Here is an 18,022-nt window from a genome sequence, read left to right as displayed (position 1 = left end):
CGGAATGATCTCGCGGGCCACAGCTATGGACCGTGCCACCCCGCCCCTGCTGCAGCGGAAGCAACATCGCCCACGCAACCGCACTGCACGCACCCCTCTCCTGCTGCCGAAGGAGGACGCTTCATGAGCGAGGCATCGCGAGCCCGCGATCCGCGGCTGATCGACTCCACGACCCGCTTGGTGGAGTTCCTTCGCAATCTGGCCTCCGCCCGGCGCACGCCCGTCTTGGACGTGGACCGGCATGGGCAGGTGTTATGGCTGGCGAATCTCCCTGAGGCGATAACGCCCCACGCCGAGGCAGGTCTCGGCGAGGTCCTCCTCTCCTTCGATCACGTCCGTCCCACCTCGCCGCCGCCCCCGCCCACGGAACTGGACGGATGGCTGGACCATCGAGAGGTGGCCGATCCCGAGCAGGCGGCTCCGGAGCTCTCCGAGACCGGACCTGGGCGGATCGAGGAGATCCACGAGGACGGCACGACGTCCTGGCGACCGGAGACCGTCGACGATCGGCCGGAGGTCGTCAAGGCGTACGGCGAGTGGCTGCCCACCTGGCAGGCGTGGGCCGAGCAGGAGCGGAACGCGCCCGGCAACGGCGCTGGCACCGTGACCTCTACTCCATCGCCAACCACCTGTCCCAGATGGATGACGAATGGGAGTTGGTGCTGGCCACCAGGCTGCTGACCTGGATGGCGCCCGGCGGCACGCGGGTGCGCAACCACCTGCTCGTCACCCGCGCTCACCTGCATGTCGATGCCGATACCGAGCGCGTGGACGTGGTGCTGGGCGAGACGTCCCCCATGCTGCAGGATCGGGAGATCCTGGCGAATCTGCCCCTGTTCACCCCGCAGCGGACCGACCGGTTGCGCCAACGCGCCCGGGAGGGCGAGGGCGTCGCGCTGCAGGGCTCCGCGGCCGAACTGCTGCAGACGTGGTGCGACCGGGGACTGGACACCCCGATCACCTACCTGCCCAAGTGGACGCCCGCCGACAAGGCCGGGAAACTCGCGGAGGTACGGCTCGCGCCCAACAGGGTTGAGGAGTACCGGGGGACGTCTCATTCGTCCAGGAGTTCAGGAAGAAGCCGTCCACATGGTGCTAAACGACTCGCAGCCGATCGCACGCGCACCAAAGGAAATCAGCATTCATGAACACTTAGAAAACCGGATGAGCCCCTGACCCGATAGTCCACTTTAGATTCGATCAGCTGCGAGACGTCCCGGAGCAGCCCCAGGTCCAGGATGGTGAACTCGTAGTCCATCTCCGCCGCCGCGGAGCGGGTTTATCTGGACAGGCCGCCAGCGGCGAGCGCGGCGGCGACTTCCTCGCGGCTACGGCCCGTCGTCTTGCGAATCCGGGTCTACGCCGCCCCCTCGCCGACGCGTGCCGACTCCTCCCGAGCATGGGCGTCGGCGTGGCTTGCCTCTGCACGGATGGCAGCAGCAGGAGGGGCAATATGGCTACGATCGCTGGGCTTCCAACAACACTGCAGCTTTCAACCGCCCCGGCGCCGGGGCATGTGGCGTGGCCGCTCCACAGCTTCGACTCATCGAAGGACGCCTTCGCCGCGCCCTCCAACCTGGTGGAGCACCCCGGCCCCGGCTCCGCAGCGGAACCCCGGGCGGCAGCCATGCCCCGCAGGCCAGAACCAGCACGAACACGCGCCGCCTCGCCTCACGCGCAGATGGAAGGGGAAAATCCCAGATCCTCACCGCGCCCTCGCAACACACCCACGGGCAAACGATCACACTTGGCTATCACGTGCCACCCACTCGATGGGATCGGGCCCCGCAATCAGGCAAATCTTTTATCGCAGAATCACTGCCCTGGACCCGCCGGCTCATGCCAGACTCTCGGCTACGCCGGGTTTGCGAAATCAGGCTCCGCGGTGCCGCGGCGCGCGGGGCCGGACGCGCCGGGAAGGCCGCCACGGCCATTCCGGCCTGCCCCGACACCCGCCGCACCCGTACTCCCCTTCCAAGGTCTTGGCGTTGCCCTGCAGGCTGAATCCCTCCTGGTGCAGCAGATCGGCGACGGTATCGGCGCTGACCTTGTGCCCTTGGCGGGTGAGCTCGGCGGCGAGTTTGCGGATGGAGGTGGTCGTCCATCGCAACGGGGACATCGGATCGCCGCGCGTGTCCGGCTCGACCAGAGCCGGCAGTGCCGGCCGTGATCCCGGATCGATGTCGACCCCGCGCTTGCGCGCGCCACCAGGGCGCCGGGCCGGCTCCTCCTCGTCGTTGCGACCCCTCTCAGGGGCGATGAGGACGAGGTGCTGGAGAGCCTCAGGAGACGACCAACGGGCGGTGCGGTGATCAGGCGAGGTGGTAGCGGCGCAGGCGCTGGTAGAGCGTGCCACGGGAGATGCCGAGGCGGGCCGCCGCCTCGGACTTGTTGCCGCCGCACTCGGCGAGCACCTGGATGATCACCTTGAGCTCCGCCCGCTCCAGCGGGCCGAGCCTGCACCGGGGCCGGGCCGCGTGCGAGGCTGCCTGCCCGCCGGGGAGGCCGCGGCGGATGACCAGCACGACGCCGTCGTCGAGGCGTCCCGGGGCGACCGGGTAGAGGCGGGCGTACAGGCCCTGGCCCAGCGCGACCTCGCTCGCGGACGGTCCCGCCTCCTCCAGGATCGCCCTCAGCTCGGCGCGGTCCAGGCCGAACTCCGCGGCGTCGTCTTCGATGATCATGGTTCTGCGGTCGAGGGTGACCACCGGGCCCGCGCCCGCCGCACGGAAGGACAGGTGCGCGTCGAGCATCCGACGCTGGCGCGCGGTCGCGGCGTCGCGGAGGGCGGCGGTGATCCCGTCGACCAGCGCGCGGACGGCGACCTGGAGCATGTGGTTGGCATCCTCGGCTCGGCAGGCCACATTGACCGTGCCGGCGAGGCGGCGGGTGATCGGGTGCACCACGGGGGCGGCGATGCAGGCCCACTTGTGCCACGGCGCCTTGTAGTGCTCGGCGCCGATGACGAGCGAGGGGCGCCTGTTGGCCGTGGCCACCCCGATTCCGTTGGTCCCGGCCGACGGCTCGCAGACCTGCGTGCCCGGCTCGAACTCGGCCCGGTCGAGTTCCCTGGCGAGGGTGCGTTCTGACTCCCAGCGCCAGGTCAGAGTCCCGTCGGCGTCGGCCAGCGCCAGCGAGGTCGAGGTGCCCGTCAGCAGGTCCGCCATTCCGAGCAGGACCGGTGCGCCCGTGCGTACGAACGGGGACTCGACGTCGATCTCGGCGTGCGCGAGCTCAAGCCGGTCCGGATCGACGCCGCTGCTACGCGAGCGGTGCCAGGAGGTGAGGACACGTCTCCTACAACCGCAGCCGCAGGGTCGAGGCGAGGTTCGTCACCGCGCGCACCGACGCCCTGGAACAGGAACGCGTCATGCTCCTGCCCGAACTGGACGACGACCGGTGCCTGAGCCGCGTCAAGTACGTGGACTGAGCGTCATGATCGACGTACCTGTCCTCGTCGTGGGCGGCGGGCCGGCGGGGATGAGCCTGTCACTGCTCCTGGACCGCTTCGGGATACCCAGCCTGCTCGCCGAGCGCCGCGCGTCCACCACGACCCACCCCAAGGCCCGGGGGTGTCACGCGCGCACGATGGAGCAGTTCCGCGTGTGGGGCATCGAGGACCGCGTCCGCCGGGCAGGCCTGCCCCAGGAGCCGACGTGGCCTGCTGGTGCGAGAGCCTGAACGGGCCGCTGGTCGCCTACACGCAGCCCGCCCCGAGCCTGAACACCCCGGCGCCCAGGTCGATCGTGCCGCAGGACGCGGTGGAAGAGGCCCTCGACGACGAACTGTCCAGGCGGCCACGGGTCCAGGTGCGCCGCTCCACCGAGCTGACGTCATTCGTCCAGGACGCCGAAGGCGTGACGGCCCGGCTGCGGCGGGTCGCCGACGGCGCCGAGTTCGAGGTGCGCGCCAGGTACCTGGTCGGCTGTGACGGCGCCTCCAGTACGGTGCGCGGCCTGGCCGGGATCGAGATGGACGGCCCGGAGACGCTGGCGCTCATGGCCAACCACTACTACCGGGCCGACCTCGGCCACCTGCCGCACGTGCGCAGTGCCATCGGGTTCCTCGTCCGCCCCCGCGACCCCGGGCGGCCACCGGTCAACGTGCTCGCGACCGGCCCGGACGGCGACCGCTGGCTGTGCGTGCAGAAGCTGCGCGATGGGGAGGAGCCGTTCGGCGAGGAGCGGCTGGTGGAACTGGTGCGCCGGCAGTGGGAGATGCCCGATCTCGCCGTGGAGCGGATCAACGTCATGACCTGGCGGATGAGCGCGCAGGTGGCCAGGCGGTTCCGCGAGGGGCGGGTGTTCCTGGCCGGGGACGCCGCGCACCGGTTCCCCACCGCGGGCGGCAACGGGCTCAACTCCGGAGTGCAGGACGTGCACAACCTCGCCTGGAAGCTCGCCGCGGTCCTGTCCGCGCAGGCGCGGGACGCGCTGCTGGACACCTACGAGTCCGAGCGCCGCCCGGTCGCGCGGTCCAACACCGACTTCGCCGTGCACAACCAGGCGCGCATGGACGAGATGGACGAGGCGTTCCGCCGCCGCGAGGAGGAGCCGCACGAGTGGCGCCCGCCTGCTCGCCGAGCAGGACCTGCAACTGCACAGCGAGGGCCAGACGATGGGCTACGTCTACACCGACGGCGCGATCGTGGACGACGGCTCGCCCGTGCCGCCGTACGACTCGCGCCGCTACTGGCCGACCGACCGGCCCGGCGCCCGCTTCCCGCACTTCTGGATGGACGTGGAGAAGACGGAGTCGAGCATCGACTGGTTCGACACCTCTTTCGTACTGGTCTGCGGGCCCGAAGCCGAGGGCTGGCACCGGGCCGGCGAGGACCTGGCCGCGGCGGGCCCGGCGACCGGCGGGGTGCCGCTGCGGGTCAGGCGGCTGCCGCACCTGCTGGGGCCGCTGACGATCGGGCGCGAGGGCGCCGTGCTCGTACGCCCCGACGGCCACGTCGCCTGGCGGGCCAGGGAGGCGGGCGACGGCACGCGAGTTGCCGAGGCGCTCGCCCGCGTGCTCGCGGGCGGCACGCTCGCCCGTACGCCGCCAGCGGGCGTCGCTGCCTGACCCCGACCATTCCACTCCCGGAAAGGCACACCGCCATGTTCACCTCGCCGGAAACACAGCCGAAACCCCTGCCGGAAACACCGCCGAAGTACGACAATCCGCCGGGGCTGGGCAGGCCGCTGAGCGCGTACTCCCATCTGGCCCGGGCGGGAGACCTGCTCTTCGTCGCCGGCCAGTGCGGGCTCACCGAGGACAATTCCGTCGCCGGGTCCGACGTGACGAGCCAGACGGTGCGCGCCTACGACAACGTGCGGGCGATCCTCGCCTCCCAGGGGGCGTCGCTGCGCGACGTCGTGCGCTTCGTCACCTACCTGACCTCGGCGGACGACATCCCCGCATTGTACACCGCCCGCGATGGGTACTTCGCCGAGCACTACCCGGGCGGGGAGTACCCGCCGAACACCCTGCTGGTCGTCGCGAGGCTGGTCCGGCCGGACCTGCTGGTCGAGATCGACGCCACGGCGTACCGGCCATGTTGATCCAGGACCTGATCGACCGCGCGGGGATGAGCCGGTTCCAGGTCGCGGTCGTGGGGATCTGCCTCGTCATCAACCTCGTCGACGGCTTCGACGTCCTGGTGATGGGGTTCGCGGCCTCGGGCGTCGCCGTGGAGTGGTCGCTGACCGAGTCGCAGGTCGGGCTGCTGCTGAGCAGCGGGCTCGTCGGCATGGCGCTCGGGTCGGCCCTCGTCGCCCCGCTCGCCGACCGCATCGGCCGGCGCCCGCTCACCCTGGTCTGCCTGGCGGCGTGCGCGGCGGGGATGGCGCTGGCGGCGGTGGGCACCGGCCCCGCCGTCCTCGCCCTGTGCCGGCTGCTGACCGGGCTGGGGATCGGCGGCATGGTCGCCGGACTACCAGTGATCAACTCCGAGTACACGCCGCGGCGCCTGCGGGGCACGATGATCGCCCTGTACGCGACCGGCCTGCTGCTCGGCGGCGCCGTGGCCGCGCTGCTGATCTCACAGTACGGCTGGCGCGCCACCTTCGCCGTCGGCGCCGCGCTCACCCTCGCCATGCTCCTGGTCACGGCCCTGGCGCTGCCGGAGTCCCTGGACTACCTGGCCCACCGGCGGCCGGCGGGGGCCCTCGCGAGGATCAACGGGCTGCTCGGCCGGATGCGGCTGGCCCCGGTCGAGGCGCTGCCTCCCCTCCCGCCTCGGGAGCGCAGCGGCGTACGCGCGGCCGTCCTGCGCGGTCAGGGGGCCGTCCGCTTGGCGCTGCTGTGGACCGCGTACTTCATCATGATGGCCGGGTTCTACCTCGCGGCGAGCTGGACCCCCAGGCTGCTGGAGCAGAGCGGGTACTCCGCCGGGCAGGGCGTGAGCGGCGGGGTCCTGCTGAACCTCGGCGGGATCGCGGGGACGCTGCTGTTCGGCGCGCTGGCACTGCGGGCGCCCGGACGCGTCCTCACGATGCTCGCGTTCCTGGCGGCCGGGGCCGCGTTCCTGACGATGGGCCTCGTCCTCGGCACGACGGCCGCCGCCCTGGCCGCGGCCGTCGCCGTCGGGATATCGGTCAACGCCGCCGGCGCCGGCCTCAACGCGGGCGCGCCCGGCCTGTACCCGGCGGGCGTACGCGCCACCGGCGCGGGGTGGGCCATGGCGTTCGGCCGGCTCGGCGCCCTGACCGCCCCCCGCCCTGGCGGGGCTGCTCCTGGACCGCTCCCGGGCCCCGGAGACGCTGTTCAGCATGTTCGCGCTGCCGCTGGCCGCGGCCGGGCTCGCGGTCGCCGTCATCACCTCGTCCGCCGGGCCGGCCTCTGTGCCCGTGCCCATGATCAAGGAGAACCGATGAAGGCCGTGCGACTGCACGACTACCACAAGCACCCGGTCGTGGATGAGGTCCCTGAGCCGGAGCCGTCCGGCCCGCTGGACGTGATCGTGCGGATCGGCGGCGCCGGCGTCTGCCGTACCGACCTGCACATCATCGAGGGGCAGTGGGCCGAGGCGATGGCGCCGCGGCTGCCCTACACGATCGGCCACGAGAACGCCGGCTGGGTGCACGCGGTCGGCGAGGGCGTCACCAACGTCAGGGTCGGCGACACGGTGATCCTGCACCCCCAGCCGTCCTGCGGCCTGTGCCCGGCCTGCCGTGCCGGACGGGACATGCAGTGCGCCGACGCGTTCTTCCCCGGCGTGTCCGGCCACGACGGCGGCATGGCGGAGTACCTGCGCACCACCGCGCGGGCCTGCGTACGGCTCGACCCGGACACCGACCCCGCCGACGTGGCCGCGCTGGCCGATGCGGGCATCACCGCCTACCACGCGGTGCGCAAGGCCCTGCCGCTGCTCCACCCGGGCACCTCCGCGGTGGTGCTGGGCGCGGGCGGCCTGGGCCACATCGGCGTCCAGGCCCTGGCCGCGCTCACCGCCGCCAGGATCATCGTGGTGGACCGCAACCCCGGCGCGCTCCATCTGGCCGCAAGCATCGGCGCGGACGCGACCGTGCCGGCCGACGGCGACCACGTCGAGGCCGTGCGGGCCCTGACCGGAGGCCGGGGCGCGGACGTGGTGTTCGACTTCGTCGCCGAGCAGGGCGCGGAACAGGACGCGTGGGAGATGACCGCCCCCGCCGGCTCCCTGTTCGTCGTCGGCTATGGCGGCGAGCTGTGGATCCCCACCATGGCGCTGGTGGCGGAGGAGAAGAATGTAATCGGCAACATGGTGGGCACCTACACCGACCTCGCCGAGCTGATGGTGCTCGCCCAGGCGGGCAAGGTCACCCTGCACACCGTGCGGTACCCGCTGGAGGAGGCGCCGCGAGCGCTCGACGACCTCGCCCTCGGCCGCATCCGAGGCCGCGCCATCCTGGTCCCCTAGTTCTGGAAAAGAGAGATCGCATGTCGGAGAACGACCCGTTCGCCCGCCTGCCCGAGGTCCCGGGCTTCACGCTGACCAGCAGGGACCTCGCCGACGGCGAGCCGCTGCCCCTCGTCCACTGGTCGGGGATCTTCGGCGTACCCGGCGGAGAGGACATCTCCCCGCACCTGTCCTGGTCCGGCGCCCCCGAGGGCACCAGGAGCTACGCGGTCACGATGTACGACCCGGACGCCCCGACCGGCTCCGGATTCTGGCACTGGGCGGTGGCCGACATCCCCGCCTCCGTGACCGAGCTGGCCACCGGCGCGGGCGACGACACCGGCGCGCTGCTGCCGCCCGGAGCGGTGCGCATCCCCAACGACGTACGCGCCGCCCGGTACATCGGCGCCGCCCCGCCGGCCGGCCACGGACGGCACCGGTACTTCATCGTGGTCCACGCGCTGGACGTGGAGAAGATCGGGGTGGACCGCGACACCACGCCCGCCTTCCTGGGCTTCACCATGAGCGGCCACATCCTGGGCCGCGCCGTCCTGACCGCGACCGCGGAGGCGGGAGGAGCCCGATGATCGCGGATTTCCCGCCCGAGCACGCCGAGAGGCTCATCCGCGGCAGACGCGCCGTCCGCGCCTTCCGCCCGGAGCCTGTGCCCGAACGGACGCTGCGGGCGGTCTTCTCCCTGGCCACGGCGGCTCCGTCCAACTCCAACACCCAGCCCTGGCAGGTCGAGGTCGTCAGCGGAGGGGCGCGCGACCGGCTGAGCAAGGACCTGCTCGCCGCCCACGGACAGGGGCGCATGACGCTGGACTTCCCCTACGACGACGAGTGGTACGGCGAGGTCCACCGGCGGCGGCGCGCGCAGTTCGGCGCGGCGATGTACGGCGCGCTCGGCATCGCCCCCGGCGACCACGAGGCGCGCGCCGCGTACGACGCCGAGAGCCTGCGCTTCTACGGTGCGCCACACGTCGCGCTGATCTTCCTGCCGCCCACCGCCGAGGTGCGCATGGCGGCCGACGCCGGCATGTACGCCCAGACGCTGCTCCTGGCGCTGACCGCGTACGGCATCGCGAGCTGCCCCCAGGGACTGCTGGGCTTCTACGCCGACACCATCCGCGAGTCACTCGGCATCCGCACCGGGAAGATCCTGTTCGGCGTCTCCTTCGGCTACGCCGACACCTCCGCCCCGGTGAACAACTTCCCCCTGCCACGGGCCGGCCTGGGCGAGACCACCAGGTTCCACGCCTGAGCGGTGACCGCGGGCCTATGTGACCAACGGCGCCAACCTGGTCGGGAACGACTCGAACCTGCTGGTCGCGAAGCTGCAGCGGCGCTGACGGCCATCCGCCCCCGAGGTACGGACACTGTGAGGAAGAACGGCCCCTTGAGATTGGTGGCGACGAGCCTGTCGAATGCCTCCTCGGTCCACCCCGCCACCGGCCTGATCGACGCGCTGACCGCCGCAGGGGCGAAGACCTTCGCCGACAAGGAATATCAAAGCGCGGGTGCCAGCATCCGCACGCCGTTCAAAGGCCATCGGCTGCGACCGCCGCTGTCGCGCCATCAGCGCTCGGTCAACCGCCCGCACGCTCGCATCCGCGCCTGCGGAGAACGCGCCGTTGCCACCGGGAAGACCTGGAAGGTCCTGCCCCGGCTGCCCTGCTGCCTGCACCGCGCCACCACGATGGTGCAGGCCATCCTCGTCCTGCAGCTCATCGAAGAAGGCCGCCATTCAGGATGAAAAGTGCTCACTGATCAAACAGTAACCCGACGCCACAACCCCCGCCATCGACGCCTTCCCTCCTTCGCCCCCCATCGCCCTGCCGGACACCCAGAACTTCCTCTACCTCGCCCTCCGTCCCCCACAGCACCGACAGCGGTGCCGCCACGAACGGGCACCTCGACCACGGCCTCCATGGCAAGGACCGGCCGACCGCATCACTGACATAGAACGTCGAACTCCACGCGCCCCGCCACCGCCCCTGACGGACGATCCCGGCCAGTTCCTCCTCCGCCGACCACCCATGCCCCGGCAGCGCGATGGTCATAACCGGGACGCCTCGGGCACCCCCGGCACACACGCGGTGGAGTTCCAGATTCCGCCCCGGTTTCACGATCTCCTCACGGCCAGGTGGATCACAATTTGCTGATCGAACATCGCCATCAGTGATCACACCGTCGTGCGAGGACGTGAAATGCGGAAGCCGATCATGCTGGAGCACCCATGGATCATCTACCTGCGGGCCTGCCTGGCCGTGCGCACGCATCGCGCCCGCACGGCCCCGACACGCGGCGCCTCCGCCGTGGAGTGGGCGATCATCACCGCGATCATCGCCGGTGTCGCGCTGGGCCTGGCCACGCTGATCAGCACACTCGTCGAGCAGAAGCAGGCCGACATCCAAAGCCGGCTCGGCGGCACCGAACCCTGACCATCGTCGCATCGGCGACCTCCCGGTAACACGGGAGGCCGCCAGTGGAGTGATCGTCGCCGGAGTGCAGGTCAGCGGCCACCGGGCCAGACCGCGGCTTTGCAACCGGTCCAGTTGACACGGTTCCCGCTAACGCGCCCGTGACAGAGCTTGAAGACCTTGACCGAACCGAAGAGGGAGGTGTCGGTGGCGCATCCGCCCTGGGGCGCCACCACCTCGAAGGAGTCGCGGGCGTCCAGAGAGTTGTCGTTGTGCCAGACCGCCTTGTACGCGAGGTCGTCCTTCCGCCCGTCGCACACTTTGATCATCGACCGATCGGCCGGCACCGTCACACTGCCGTGCCCGTGAGTATCGCTCCAGCCGGCGCCTTTCGTCGGCGCCGTCGCCGCGAAGACCAGGTTCAGGCCCGTGGCCACCATCGCGATCACTCCGCCGGCTCGGGTCACGCGTCCCCCTAATTCGTTTCACGCCGTCACACACTCAGAACGTATAGTAATCAATCAGTGACGGTTCGCACACAGGGCGGGAGATTTCTTCTTGGCAGCCCCGCAAGCCCTGACCCTTATGGCTGCTCGTGTCGCAGAGATCACGAGTGACGCTTCCACGGCATCCCTCGCTCGTGAGCGGGCCACTAAACGCCAACGCCTTTACGTTGTAGATTCATAGAGACGTTCAGAGGGCAGGGTTATATGGCCTGGCCTGGGAGTGAGCCGGCATACGGTCGTTGCGGTGACAGCTCCGGTGCCGAGGTATCCCGATGGTGGTGGCGTGACCGCCGAGCAGCGATTACGCCGCGAGCAGGTGCGGATGCGGGCGGGCGGCCGCTTCGCCGAAGCCGCCGGTGATGCCCAGGTCGCGCGGGAGTTCCGGGTGTCACGCATACCGGCCAACCGGTGTCGGCGGGCGCTGGAGACCGTCTGTTCCCTGCTGCACCGGCTCGGCTGGAGCCGGCAGGCCCCCTCCCGCCGGGCCGCCGAACGCGACGAGCTGGCCATCGCCGCCTGGAAGGATCACCCCGAAATTCCACCCCAAGGCCGCCGCTTCCTCATCAAGGACTACCCCAAGGACAAGGAGTACCGGCGGCTCAAGCTCACCTTCCACCTCGCCCTCAAGATCCAAGCCCACATCACCGAACGCAACCTGGCCACCGACGACCTGCTCTTCACCCACAACCAAGAGCCCGCTCCCTACGCGTGGCCCCCAACTCGGACAAGCTCGGCTTCACCGAACCCAACGCCGCCGGACGCACCTACCGCCACGGCACCATCAGCGGCTACTCCACCGGCAAATCCAAATGCCGCCACCGCAAGGACGCCTACGCCATCTACCGCGCCGAACGCCACGCCGCCGGCAAGGACTCCCCCAGAACTCCGCACACCCGCGACACCGACGGCCACATCCCCCGCGACCGGTTCAGAAAGCAGATCTGGCTCCCCGCCCTCACCGCCGCCGGCCTCCACATCCACGTCCGCATGCACGGCCTGCGCCACGCCCACGCCTCCTGGCTCCTCGCCGACGGCGCCGACCTTCAAGTCGTCAAGGAACGCCTGGGCCAGCATCGCCACCACCGAGAAGTACCTGCACACCCTCCCAGACGCCGACGACACCGCGCTCGATGCCTTCACCAGGATCCGCACCCGAGCCTTCAACGCGGTCCTGTTCCTGCTCGCCGTGTTCGTCGCCTGGAGCACTTCGGCCCCTACGCCCTCCGAGAAACCTCTGGGACCGGTCATGACCTTCGAACTCGGCCTCTACTCCTTCGGCAACACCCCGCTGCTGGCAGACGGCGGCCGCGGTCCCACCGCGCAGGCCGTCCGCGACGTGCTGGAGGCCATCAAGCTCGCCGACGAGGTCGGGCTGGACTTCTTCGGCGTGGGTGAGCACCACATGCGCACGATGCCGCTGTCCTCACCGACCGCCGTCGTCAACGCCGCCGCCGCGTCCACCAGCCGGATCAAGCTCAGCACCGCGGTCACGGTCTTGTCGACCGATGACCCGATCCGGGTGTTCCAGCAGCTCGCGACGGCCGCCTCGATACGCCCCGAGATCGACATCGAGTTCCACCGCATAATCGCCATGAACAGCGGTAACCCGGTCCTGGCCGGACTTCTCGACGCGTTCGCCAGCCGCACAGTACGCGCACCCTGTGGCGCAGCCTCCACGAGAAGCGCGCGGACCGGCGTACCCACGGAGAACATCTCGCGATCTGGAAGGCGCTCGCGGCACGCGATCCGGAGCGGGCCTGGATCAGAAGGGCGAACCATCTGATGGGAGTGGAGGAGTCCTTGTACGGGCTGACCGACGACATGCCGCCCTCGACGTGAGCTCCCGACACGCCGGGTCACCGGGCGCCCGGGAAGGCGCGGCGAGCCGGCCGGCCCCGAGTCCGCGTATCAGGCACGTTGATTCGCGGCATCCGTGTTCTCGACTGCCGTCACCCTGCTCGGCGCCGCTCACCGGAGGTGGATCGCCATAGCGTGCCAGCGTCCCCCTCCTATGACATCACCACGACCCGCAGCACGGTGTGGTCTTCGGATCGGACCTCGCCATGTGTGATCTCCTGGGTCAGCTCGCCGAACGTCTTGCCTTCGCGCGAAGTGGCGGCCGGAGTGAGCCGAATGGTGAACGTCTTCTTGACGGCGGGGATTAGCGGAAGGGATGGGTAGCGCGCAGATCACGTTGACCGGCTGCTCATCGAGGTTCGCCGGGCGGCGCAGGCCCACCCCGTACAAGGCCACGGTTCCGGGATTCTGGGGGGCGGTGATGGTGGCGGCGGCGACATCACCGAGGCAGTCGGCCACCGGGGCGTGCTCCGGGCGGTCGGCCAGCGACCGCTCGCCCCCGAGCACGGCCGTGATCGGCTCGGGAACCGGTGCCGTGGCGACCGTGGAGTCGGTGACGACGATCTGGTTGAACTGGTTGTGCACACCGGTCACCGGGACGGGGAGCTTGGCCAAGTCCACATCGGTGCCGGGGGCGAAGGACAGGCCGTCGTGATCGCCGATGCGGCGTGGCTTGGCCCCCAGCCCCTCCAGCTTGGCCCGCACGGCCTTCGCCTCGAAACCGCCATCGAAGCGGAAGGCGAGGTTCGGGGGCACGCCGATCGCGATCATCCGGTCCGCGGCGTAGGGGGCCACCCCTGTCACCTGCGGCAGTTCGACTCCGGCGCGGGCCGGCTCACCGGAATCGGAGCCGGTCGCGGGAAGCCGGCGCCGCCCCGGCTCGGTGCCGGAAGCGGGCTGTTCGCCCGAACCGATGGTCACACCGAGTGCGCGCCACCACGCCGGCTCGCCGTACTCGAAGTACGCGGCCGCGGGACCGTCGCCCGCAGCCTCGCCCATCGCCTCCAGCGGAGGGGTCGTGACGGGCTGTTCGGCACAGCCGGTCAGGATCAGGACCGCCGCGAACCCCATACCGATCTTCCGCGTTGCGCGATGGAGGAGATCCCGCTTGGAGATTACTGGCCGCTCAGTGCAACCGCCGTTCGAGTCGGTGGACAACTGACCGTCTCCGCTGAGAACCGCCGGCACTTCAGCGGCTAACGTCTCCTGCGGGCCCTCAGCGCCCAGTCCTCCTCAGGCAGGTACGCGAAGGTGGCGACGGTGTGCAGGCGCCGCGGCAGGTTGTCCGGGCCGATCCAGGTGCGCCAGACGATCGTGCTGCCGCCACGTCGCCCTCGCGGCCGAAGCAAGTTCCGGCCGCCCGGGTGCGGTGCCCCGTACGTCACCGAGCCGGGGGCGGTCACCGTCACAAGAGGCGTAGCAGCAGGTCCTTGATGTCCGTGGCTTCGAATCGTTCCCCAGCGGCCGACGGGTCGGAGCAGAGGAGCACCGGAGCGTCGGCGGGATCGCGGGGAAGCAGGCCGTGCGAGCCGCGTACGGCGCGGGCGCCGTGGTCGAGGCCGACCACGCTCATGAGGTAGCGCAGGCCGAGCTTCTTGCGCAGCAGCGCCAGGCCGGCCCTGCGCTTGGCGGCGCCGGGGTCGGCGGGGTCGAAGAAGAGCTCGGCGGGGTCGTAGCCGGGCTTGCGGTGGATCTCGACGAGGCGGGCGAAGTCGGGCGCGCGGGCGTCGTCGAGCCAGTAGTAGTAGGTGAACCAGGCCTCGGGCTCGGCGAGCAGGACCAGCTCTCCTGAGCGGGGATGGTCCAGGCCGTGTGCCCGCTTTCCGCCCTCGTCCAGCACGTCGCCGACGCCGGGCAGGGCCGCGCAGAGCTTGGCGACGGCCGGCACGTCGGCGCGGTCGGCGACGTAGACGTGCGCCACCTGGTGATCGGCGACGGCGAACGCGCGCGAGGTCCACGGATCGAGGTACTCCATGCCGGCCTGGGTGTAGACCTGGAGCAGTCCTTCTGCACGGAGCATCCGGTTGACGTCGACCGGGCGGGAGACGTCGGTGATGCCGTACTCCGACAGCACGACGACGGTCCTGCCCTGTGCCTCGGCGGCGTCCAGCAGGGGCGCCAGCTCGGTGTCGAGTTCGGCCGCCGCGGCGGCGGCACGCGGGTCGGACGGGCCGTACCGTTGCAGGTCGTAGTCGAGATGGGGGACGTAGGCCAGCGTGAGATCGGGGTCGTGCGTGGCCATGACCTGCTGGGTGGCGCGGCAGATCCAGGCCGAGGAGGCGATGCCCGCTCCCGGGCCCCAATAGCTGAACAGAGGGAAGGCACCCAGCGTCGAGGTGATTTCGTCGTGCAGTTCGGGCGGCCAGGTGTAGCAGTCGGGCTCCTTGCGCCCGTCGGCGTGGTAGATCGGGCGGGGGGTGATCGTCCAGTCGACGTCGGCGCCCATGGCGTACCACCAGCACACGTTGGCCACCGTGAGGTTCGGCCGCTCGCGGCGGGCGGCCTGCCACACCTTCTCCCCGCCGACGAGCGCGTTGTGCTGGCGCCACAGGAGCACCTCTCCGAGGTCGCGGAAGTACCAGCCGTTGCCGACGATGCCGTGCCCGGCCGGCGGGAGGCCGGTGAGGAACGTCGACTGTACCGGGCAGGTGACGGCGGGCAGGACGGTGCCCAGCTCGGCCTGGAAGCCGGCCGCGGCGACGGCGCGCAGCCGCGGCATGTGCGCCAGCAGCCGAGGGGTCAGCCCCACCACGTCCAGGACCAGCAACGATGTCATGATGTCACTCCCAGATGGTGGAGTTCGGCACGGGCGAAGTCCAGTTCGGCGGCGATGCCCGCGGCGAGCTGCGCGGGGGTCGCAGGGCGCAGCGCGGGCGGCAGCACCCCCCAGGTGTAGGTCTCCACGTCGAAGTGGTCGCAGAGCGGTCGCGGCCCGCCGACCAGCTCCGCGAGCGCCGCGCGCAGCACGGGGACGGTCGTGGCCAGCGGCGCGGGCGGCGTGACGTGCACAGGCACGTGGTAGTGGACCCGCCACGGCCCGGGCAGCCGTCGCCCGAACGCCTCGTCGAGGTCGTCGGCGGCCTCGCCCGCGGCGTTGCGGGTCTGGTGCAGGAAGCGCGGCTCGGCGTACTCGCGCAGGGCGTCCGGGTCCGCGCTCTCCAGGGCCGCGGAGAGCTGGACCTTGACGACGGACAGGCCGGCCAGGCTCAGCTCCTTCAGCGCGGCGGCCGGCTCCTGCCAGGCGCAGGCCAGGTGGGCCAGGTCCAGGCAGATGCCGAGCCTGTCGCGATCGACGTCGGCGAGCCGTGTCACCGCCTGGCCCGTCGTCTCCACCACGCAGCCGGGTTCGGGTTCGAACCCCACCCGTATCACCCGCCCGGTGGCGGATTCGACGGCGGCGAGGCCGGCGGCCAGCCGGTCGAGCCGGCGTGCGGCGAGGTCGGCCATCCCGCCGTTCCAGGGGTCGCGCCAGGCGAGCGGCAGCGTCGAGACCGATCCTCTGGCCACGTCGTCGGGGAGCAGGTCCGCGAGGACGAGCGCCAGGTCGAGGGTGTACGTCAGGCGGTCGTCGGTGGTCCAGTCGGGATGGTAGACGGCGTGCTTGACGACCGGGTCCTGGAAGGAACGGTAGGGGAAGCCGTTGAGCGTGACCACCTCAAGGCCCCGTACGGACAGCTCGCGGCGCAGGCGGGCGCGCAGGGCGGGGTCGGCTGCCAGAGCGGCGGCGACGGGCGCGGCCAGCCAGAGCCCGAGCCCGAGGACGCCGGTGCCGAGGCGGGCGCGGATGGGTGTCGCGTACGTGTCGAGCTGGGCGATGATGCCGTCGAGATCCTCGGCCGCGTGCACGTTGGTGCAGTAGCTGAGATGCAGCGGGGCTCCTGCCGGGTGGCGTAGCCGCATCAGCTGCCGCCGCGCTTGATGGAGCTGCCGGCGAAGGTGGGTTCGCCCGTGACGGCGGGAGTCAGGTCCAGGCGCCCGGACTGGCCGTAGAACTCGACGGGGTTGCGCCACAGGACCCGGTCCACGTCGTCGTCGGTGAATCCGGCGGCCAGCATGGCGGTGCCGGTCTCCAGCGTGAGCAGCGGGTCCGAGACGCCCCAGTCGGCGGCGGAGTTGACCAGCATCCGGTCCAGGCCGTACTGCTTGAGGATCTGCACCATGCGCGGCGGCGACATCTTCGTCTCGGGGTAGATGGAAAAGCCCATCCAGCATCCGGAGTCGCGTACCAGGCCGACGGTGACCTCGTTGAGGTGGTCGACGGCGACCCGCTCGGGCGCGATGCCGGAGGCGGCGACGACCTCCAGCGTGCGGCGGGTGCCGCGGGCCTTGTCACGGTGCGGGGTGTGCACGAGCGCCGGCAGGTCGTGCTCGACGGCCAGGGCGAGCTGCCGCTCGAAGGCGTCGTCCTCCTCCGGGGTCATCGAGTCGTAGCCGATCTCGCCGACCGCGACGACCCGGTCCTTGTCCAGGTAACGCGGCAGCAGATCGAGAACGGGGCGGCAGCGCGGGTCGTTCGCCTCCTTGGGGTTCAGCGCGATCGTCGCGTGGTGGACGATGCCGAACTGGGCCGCCCGGTACGGCTCCCAGCCGATCAGCGAGTCGAAGTAGTCGGTGAAGGAGCCGGGGTTGGTGCGGGGCTGCCCCAGCCAGAAGGCCGGCTCGACGACGGCCCGCACGCCGGCGGCGGCCATCCGCGTGTAGTCGTCGGTGGTGCGGGACGTCATGTGGATGTGCGGGTCGAAGATGCGCATCAGGACTCCTCGCGGGTCAGACGGTCGAGCAGGGTGGCGGCGTCGGCGGGCATGGGGCGTCCCGCCGCCGCGCGCTCGTCGGCGAAGGCGGCCAGCATGGCCGCCAGCTCGCGGTCGGCCCGCTCCCCCAGCCCGTCGACCACGCTCAGCGGCACGCCCATGAACACGCACTTGAGCACCGCCTGCCGCCAGGCGGCCTGGTCGAGATGGCGGGCGTAGGGCCCGAGCGCGGCGGCCAGCAAGCGGGCGTCGTTCGTACGGATCGCGTCGTGCAGCAGGGGCAGCCCGGCGGCACCGACGGCGAGCATCGGCAGTGCCTTGAGCACGGCCCGCTTCTCGTCGGCGTCGCCGTAGCGGTAGAGGTCGCCGATCTCCGTCTCCGCCCGGTCCGCCGGCAGTGCGGCCAGCAGCAGCGCGCGGGCGGCCTCGTCCGCCGTCCAGCCGGGCACGCCGGGCAGCGGCCCGCGCCCGGCCCGCCGGCCCGCCTGGGCGAAGAACCGGCCGATCGTCTCGGGCCGCTCACCGACCGCGGCGATGGCGCCGTCCAGCCATTCCCCTCGTGGCGCCTCCCGCAGCGCGGCGTCCAACCGCTCTGGTCGCCTCATCCGGACCTCCCTT

At 71.2% G+C, this 18,022-nt stretch carries 17 protein-coding genes and 4 pseudogenes; 12 read left to right on the top strand and 9 right to left on the bottom strand.

Translation table 11 applies throughout. The features are described from left to right. The first annotated feature begins 123 nt into the window (after nucleotides 1-123). On the top strand, nucleotides 124-681 hold the full coding sequence (locus tag HNP84_RS34040) for a hypothetical protein (RefSeq protein ID WP_185054164.1): 558 nt from the start codon (nucleotides 124-126) through the stop codon (nucleotides 679-681). Next, the gene (locus HNP84_RS34035) at nucleotides 639-1,148 is read left to right on the top strand and encodes a hypothetical protein (RefSeq protein ID WP_185054163.1); all 510 of its coding nucleotides are present in this window, start codon (nucleotides 639-641) and stop codon (nucleotides 1,146-1,148) included. Before HNP84_RS34040 ends, HNP84_RS34035 begins: the two co-directional genes overlap by 43 nt. 821 nt (nucleotides 1,149-1,969) lie before the next feature. On the opposite strand, the pseudogene HNP84_RS34030 reads toward HNP84_RS34035, so the two are convergent. The 3 genes and pseudogenes from HNP84_RS34030 to HNP84_RS57130 all read right to left on the bottom strand — a co-directional run. After that, nucleotides 1,970-2,218, bottom strand: a pseudogene (locus HNP84_RS34030) (ISAzo13-like element transposase-related protein); the annotation flags it as partial. A 94-nt stretch (nucleotides 2,219-2,312) separates the two neighbouring features. Further along, nucleotides 2,313-2,684: a helix-turn-helix domain-containing protein gene (locus HNP84_RS57135; protein WP_512700966.1), complete on the bottom strand. Its 372-nt coding sequence runs from the start codon at nucleotides 2,682-2,684 to the stop codon at nucleotides 2,313-2,315. Between the two features lie 141 nt (nucleotides 2,685-2,825). Continuing rightward, nucleotides 2,826-3,281: pseudogene (locus tag HNP84_RS57130) on the bottom strand (hypothetical protein); the annotation flags it as partial. Between the two features lie 154 nt (nucleotides 3,282-3,435). On the opposite strand from HNP84_RS57130, the gene HNP84_RS55435 reads away from it, so the two are divergent. The 9 genes and pseudogenes from HNP84_RS55435 (at nucleotide 3,436) to HNP84_RS33985 (ending at nucleotide 10,311) form a co-directional block, all read left to right on the top strand. Continuing rightward, nucleotides 3,436-3,681, top strand: a complete 246-nt coding sequence (locus HNP84_RS55435; RefSeq protein WP_221337125.1) for an FAD-dependent monooxygenase — start codon at nucleotides 3,436-3,438, stop codon at nucleotides 3,679-3,681. Beyond that, nucleotides 3,573-4,433 (top strand): annotated as a pseudogene (locus HNP84_RS56360) (FAD-dependent monooxygenase); the annotation flags it as partial. The gene HNP84_RS55435 and the pseudogene HNP84_RS56360, both read left to right, overlap by 109 nt. Nucleotides 4,434-4,617: 184 nt before the next feature. Beyond that, nucleotides 4,618-5,070: an aromatic-ring hydroxylase C-terminal domain-containing protein gene (locus tag HNP84_RS53850; RefSeq protein WP_246519130.1), complete on the top strand. Its 453-nt coding sequence runs from the start codon at nucleotides 4,618-4,620 to the stop codon at nucleotides 5,068-5,070. 35 nt (nucleotides 5,071-5,105) lie between these two features. Then, a complete protein-coding gene (locus tag HNP84_RS53845) occupies nucleotides 5,106-5,549 on the top strand; it encodes a RidA family protein (RefSeq protein ID WP_185054161.1) in 444 nt (147 codons plus the stop codon). Further along, the gene (locus HNP84_RS51475; RefSeq protein ID WP_221337123.1) at nucleotides 5,543-7,888 is read left to right on the top strand and encodes an MFS transporter; all 2,346 of its coding nucleotides are present in this window, start codon (nucleotides 5,543-5,545) and stop codon (nucleotides 7,886-7,888) included. The genes HNP84_RS53845 and HNP84_RS51475 overlap by 7 nt, the downstream gene beginning before the upstream one ends. Before the next feature lie 20 nt (nucleotides 7,889-7,908). After that, nucleotides 7,909-8,454, top strand: a complete 546-nt coding sequence (locus HNP84_RS34000; RefSeq protein ID WP_185054159.1) for a YbhB/YbcL family Raf kinase inhibitor-like protein — start codon at nucleotides 7,909-7,911, stop codon at nucleotides 8,452-8,454. Continuing rightward, nucleotides 8,451-9,131 carry a nitroreductase gene (locus HNP84_RS33995; protein WP_185054158.1) on the top strand — a complete coding sequence of 227 codons (681 nt, stop codon included), beginning with the start codon at nucleotides 8,451-8,453 and terminating at the stop codon, nucleotides 9,129-9,131. Before HNP84_RS34000 ends, HNP84_RS33995 begins: the two co-directional genes overlap by 4 nt. Nucleotides 9,132-9,320: 189 nt before the next feature. Beyond that, nucleotides 9,321-9,623 (top strand): annotated as a pseudogene (locus tag HNP84_RS33990) (transposase family protein); the annotation flags it as partial. Nucleotides 9,624-10,077: 454 nt separating this feature from the next. Further along, complete coding sequence (locus HNP84_RS33985; RefSeq protein WP_246518833.1) at nucleotides 10,078-10,311, top strand: Flp family type IVb pilin; 234 nt, start codon at nucleotides 10,078-10,080, stop codon at nucleotides 10,309-10,311. A 71-nt stretch (nucleotides 10,312-10,382) separates the two neighbouring features. Here HNP84_RS33985 and HNP84_RS33980 read toward each other — a convergent pair whose 3' ends face one another. Next, nucleotides 10,383-10,757 (bottom strand): hypothetical protein, encoded by a 375-nt coding sequence (locus HNP84_RS33980; protein WP_185054157.1) that lies wholly within the window; start codon nucleotides 10,755-10,757, stop codon nucleotides 10,383-10,385. Between the two features lie 322 nt (nucleotides 10,758-11,079). Between HNP84_RS33980 and HNP84_RS55425 the strand changes: the two genes are divergently transcribed. Continuing rightward, nucleotides 11,080-12,579: an LLM class flavin-dependent oxidoreductase gene (locus HNP84_RS55425; protein ID WP_185054156.1), complete on the top strand. Its 1,500-nt coding sequence runs from the start codon at nucleotides 11,080-11,082 to the stop codon at nucleotides 12,577-12,579. Nucleotides 12,580-12,764: 185 nt separating this feature from the next. Here the strand turns inward: HNP84_RS55425 and HNP84_RS33970 are convergent, their stop codons facing one another. From HNP84_RS33970 to HNP84_RS33950, 5 genes are all read right to left on the bottom strand, one after another. Further along, nucleotides 12,765-13,724 carry a hypothetical protein gene (locus tag HNP84_RS33970; protein ID WP_185054155.1) on the bottom strand — a complete coding sequence of 320 codons (960 nt, stop codon included), beginning with the start codon at nucleotides 13,722-13,724 and terminating at the stop codon, nucleotides 12,765-12,767. A gap of 334 nt (nucleotides 13,725-14,058) precedes the next feature. Next, nucleotides 14,059-15,429, bottom strand: a complete 1,371-nt coding sequence (locus HNP84_RS33965) for an alkaline phosphatase family protein (protein WP_185054154.1) — start codon at nucleotides 15,427-15,429, stop codon at nucleotides 14,059-14,061. Then, nucleotides 15,426-16,553 (bottom strand): metabolite traffic protein EboE, encoded by a 1,128-nt coding sequence (gene eboE, locus HNP84_RS33960; RefSeq protein WP_185054153.1) that lies wholly within the window; start codon nucleotides 16,551-16,553, stop codon nucleotides 15,426-15,428. The genes HNP84_RS33965 and eboE overlap by 4 nt, the downstream gene beginning before the upstream one ends. Next, nucleotides 16,553-17,404, bottom strand: coding sequence for a TatD family hydrolase (locus HNP84_RS33955; protein WP_185054152.1), 852 nt, complete (start codon nucleotides 17,402-17,404; stop codon nucleotides 16,553-16,555). Before HNP84_RS33955 ends, eboE begins: the two co-directional genes overlap by 1 nt. After that, nucleotides 17,404-18,009, bottom strand: a complete 606-nt coding sequence (locus HNP84_RS33950; protein WP_185054151.1) for an EboA domain-containing protein — start codon at nucleotides 18,007-18,009, stop codon at nucleotides 17,404-17,406. Before HNP84_RS33950 ends, HNP84_RS33955 begins: the two co-directional genes overlap by 1 nt. Between the last annotated feature and the right edge of the window lie 13 nt (nucleotides 18,010-18,022).

Origin of the sequence: Thermocatellispora tengchongensis, assembly GCF_014202315.1 — a bacterium.
GTDB lineage: Bacteria > Actinomycetota > Actinomycetes > Streptosporangiales > Streptosporangiaceae > Thermocatellispora > Thermocatellispora tengchongensis.
The sequence above is the reverse complement of the archived record's forward strand: the minus strand, read 5'-3'. Positions and strand labels throughout refer to the sequence as shown.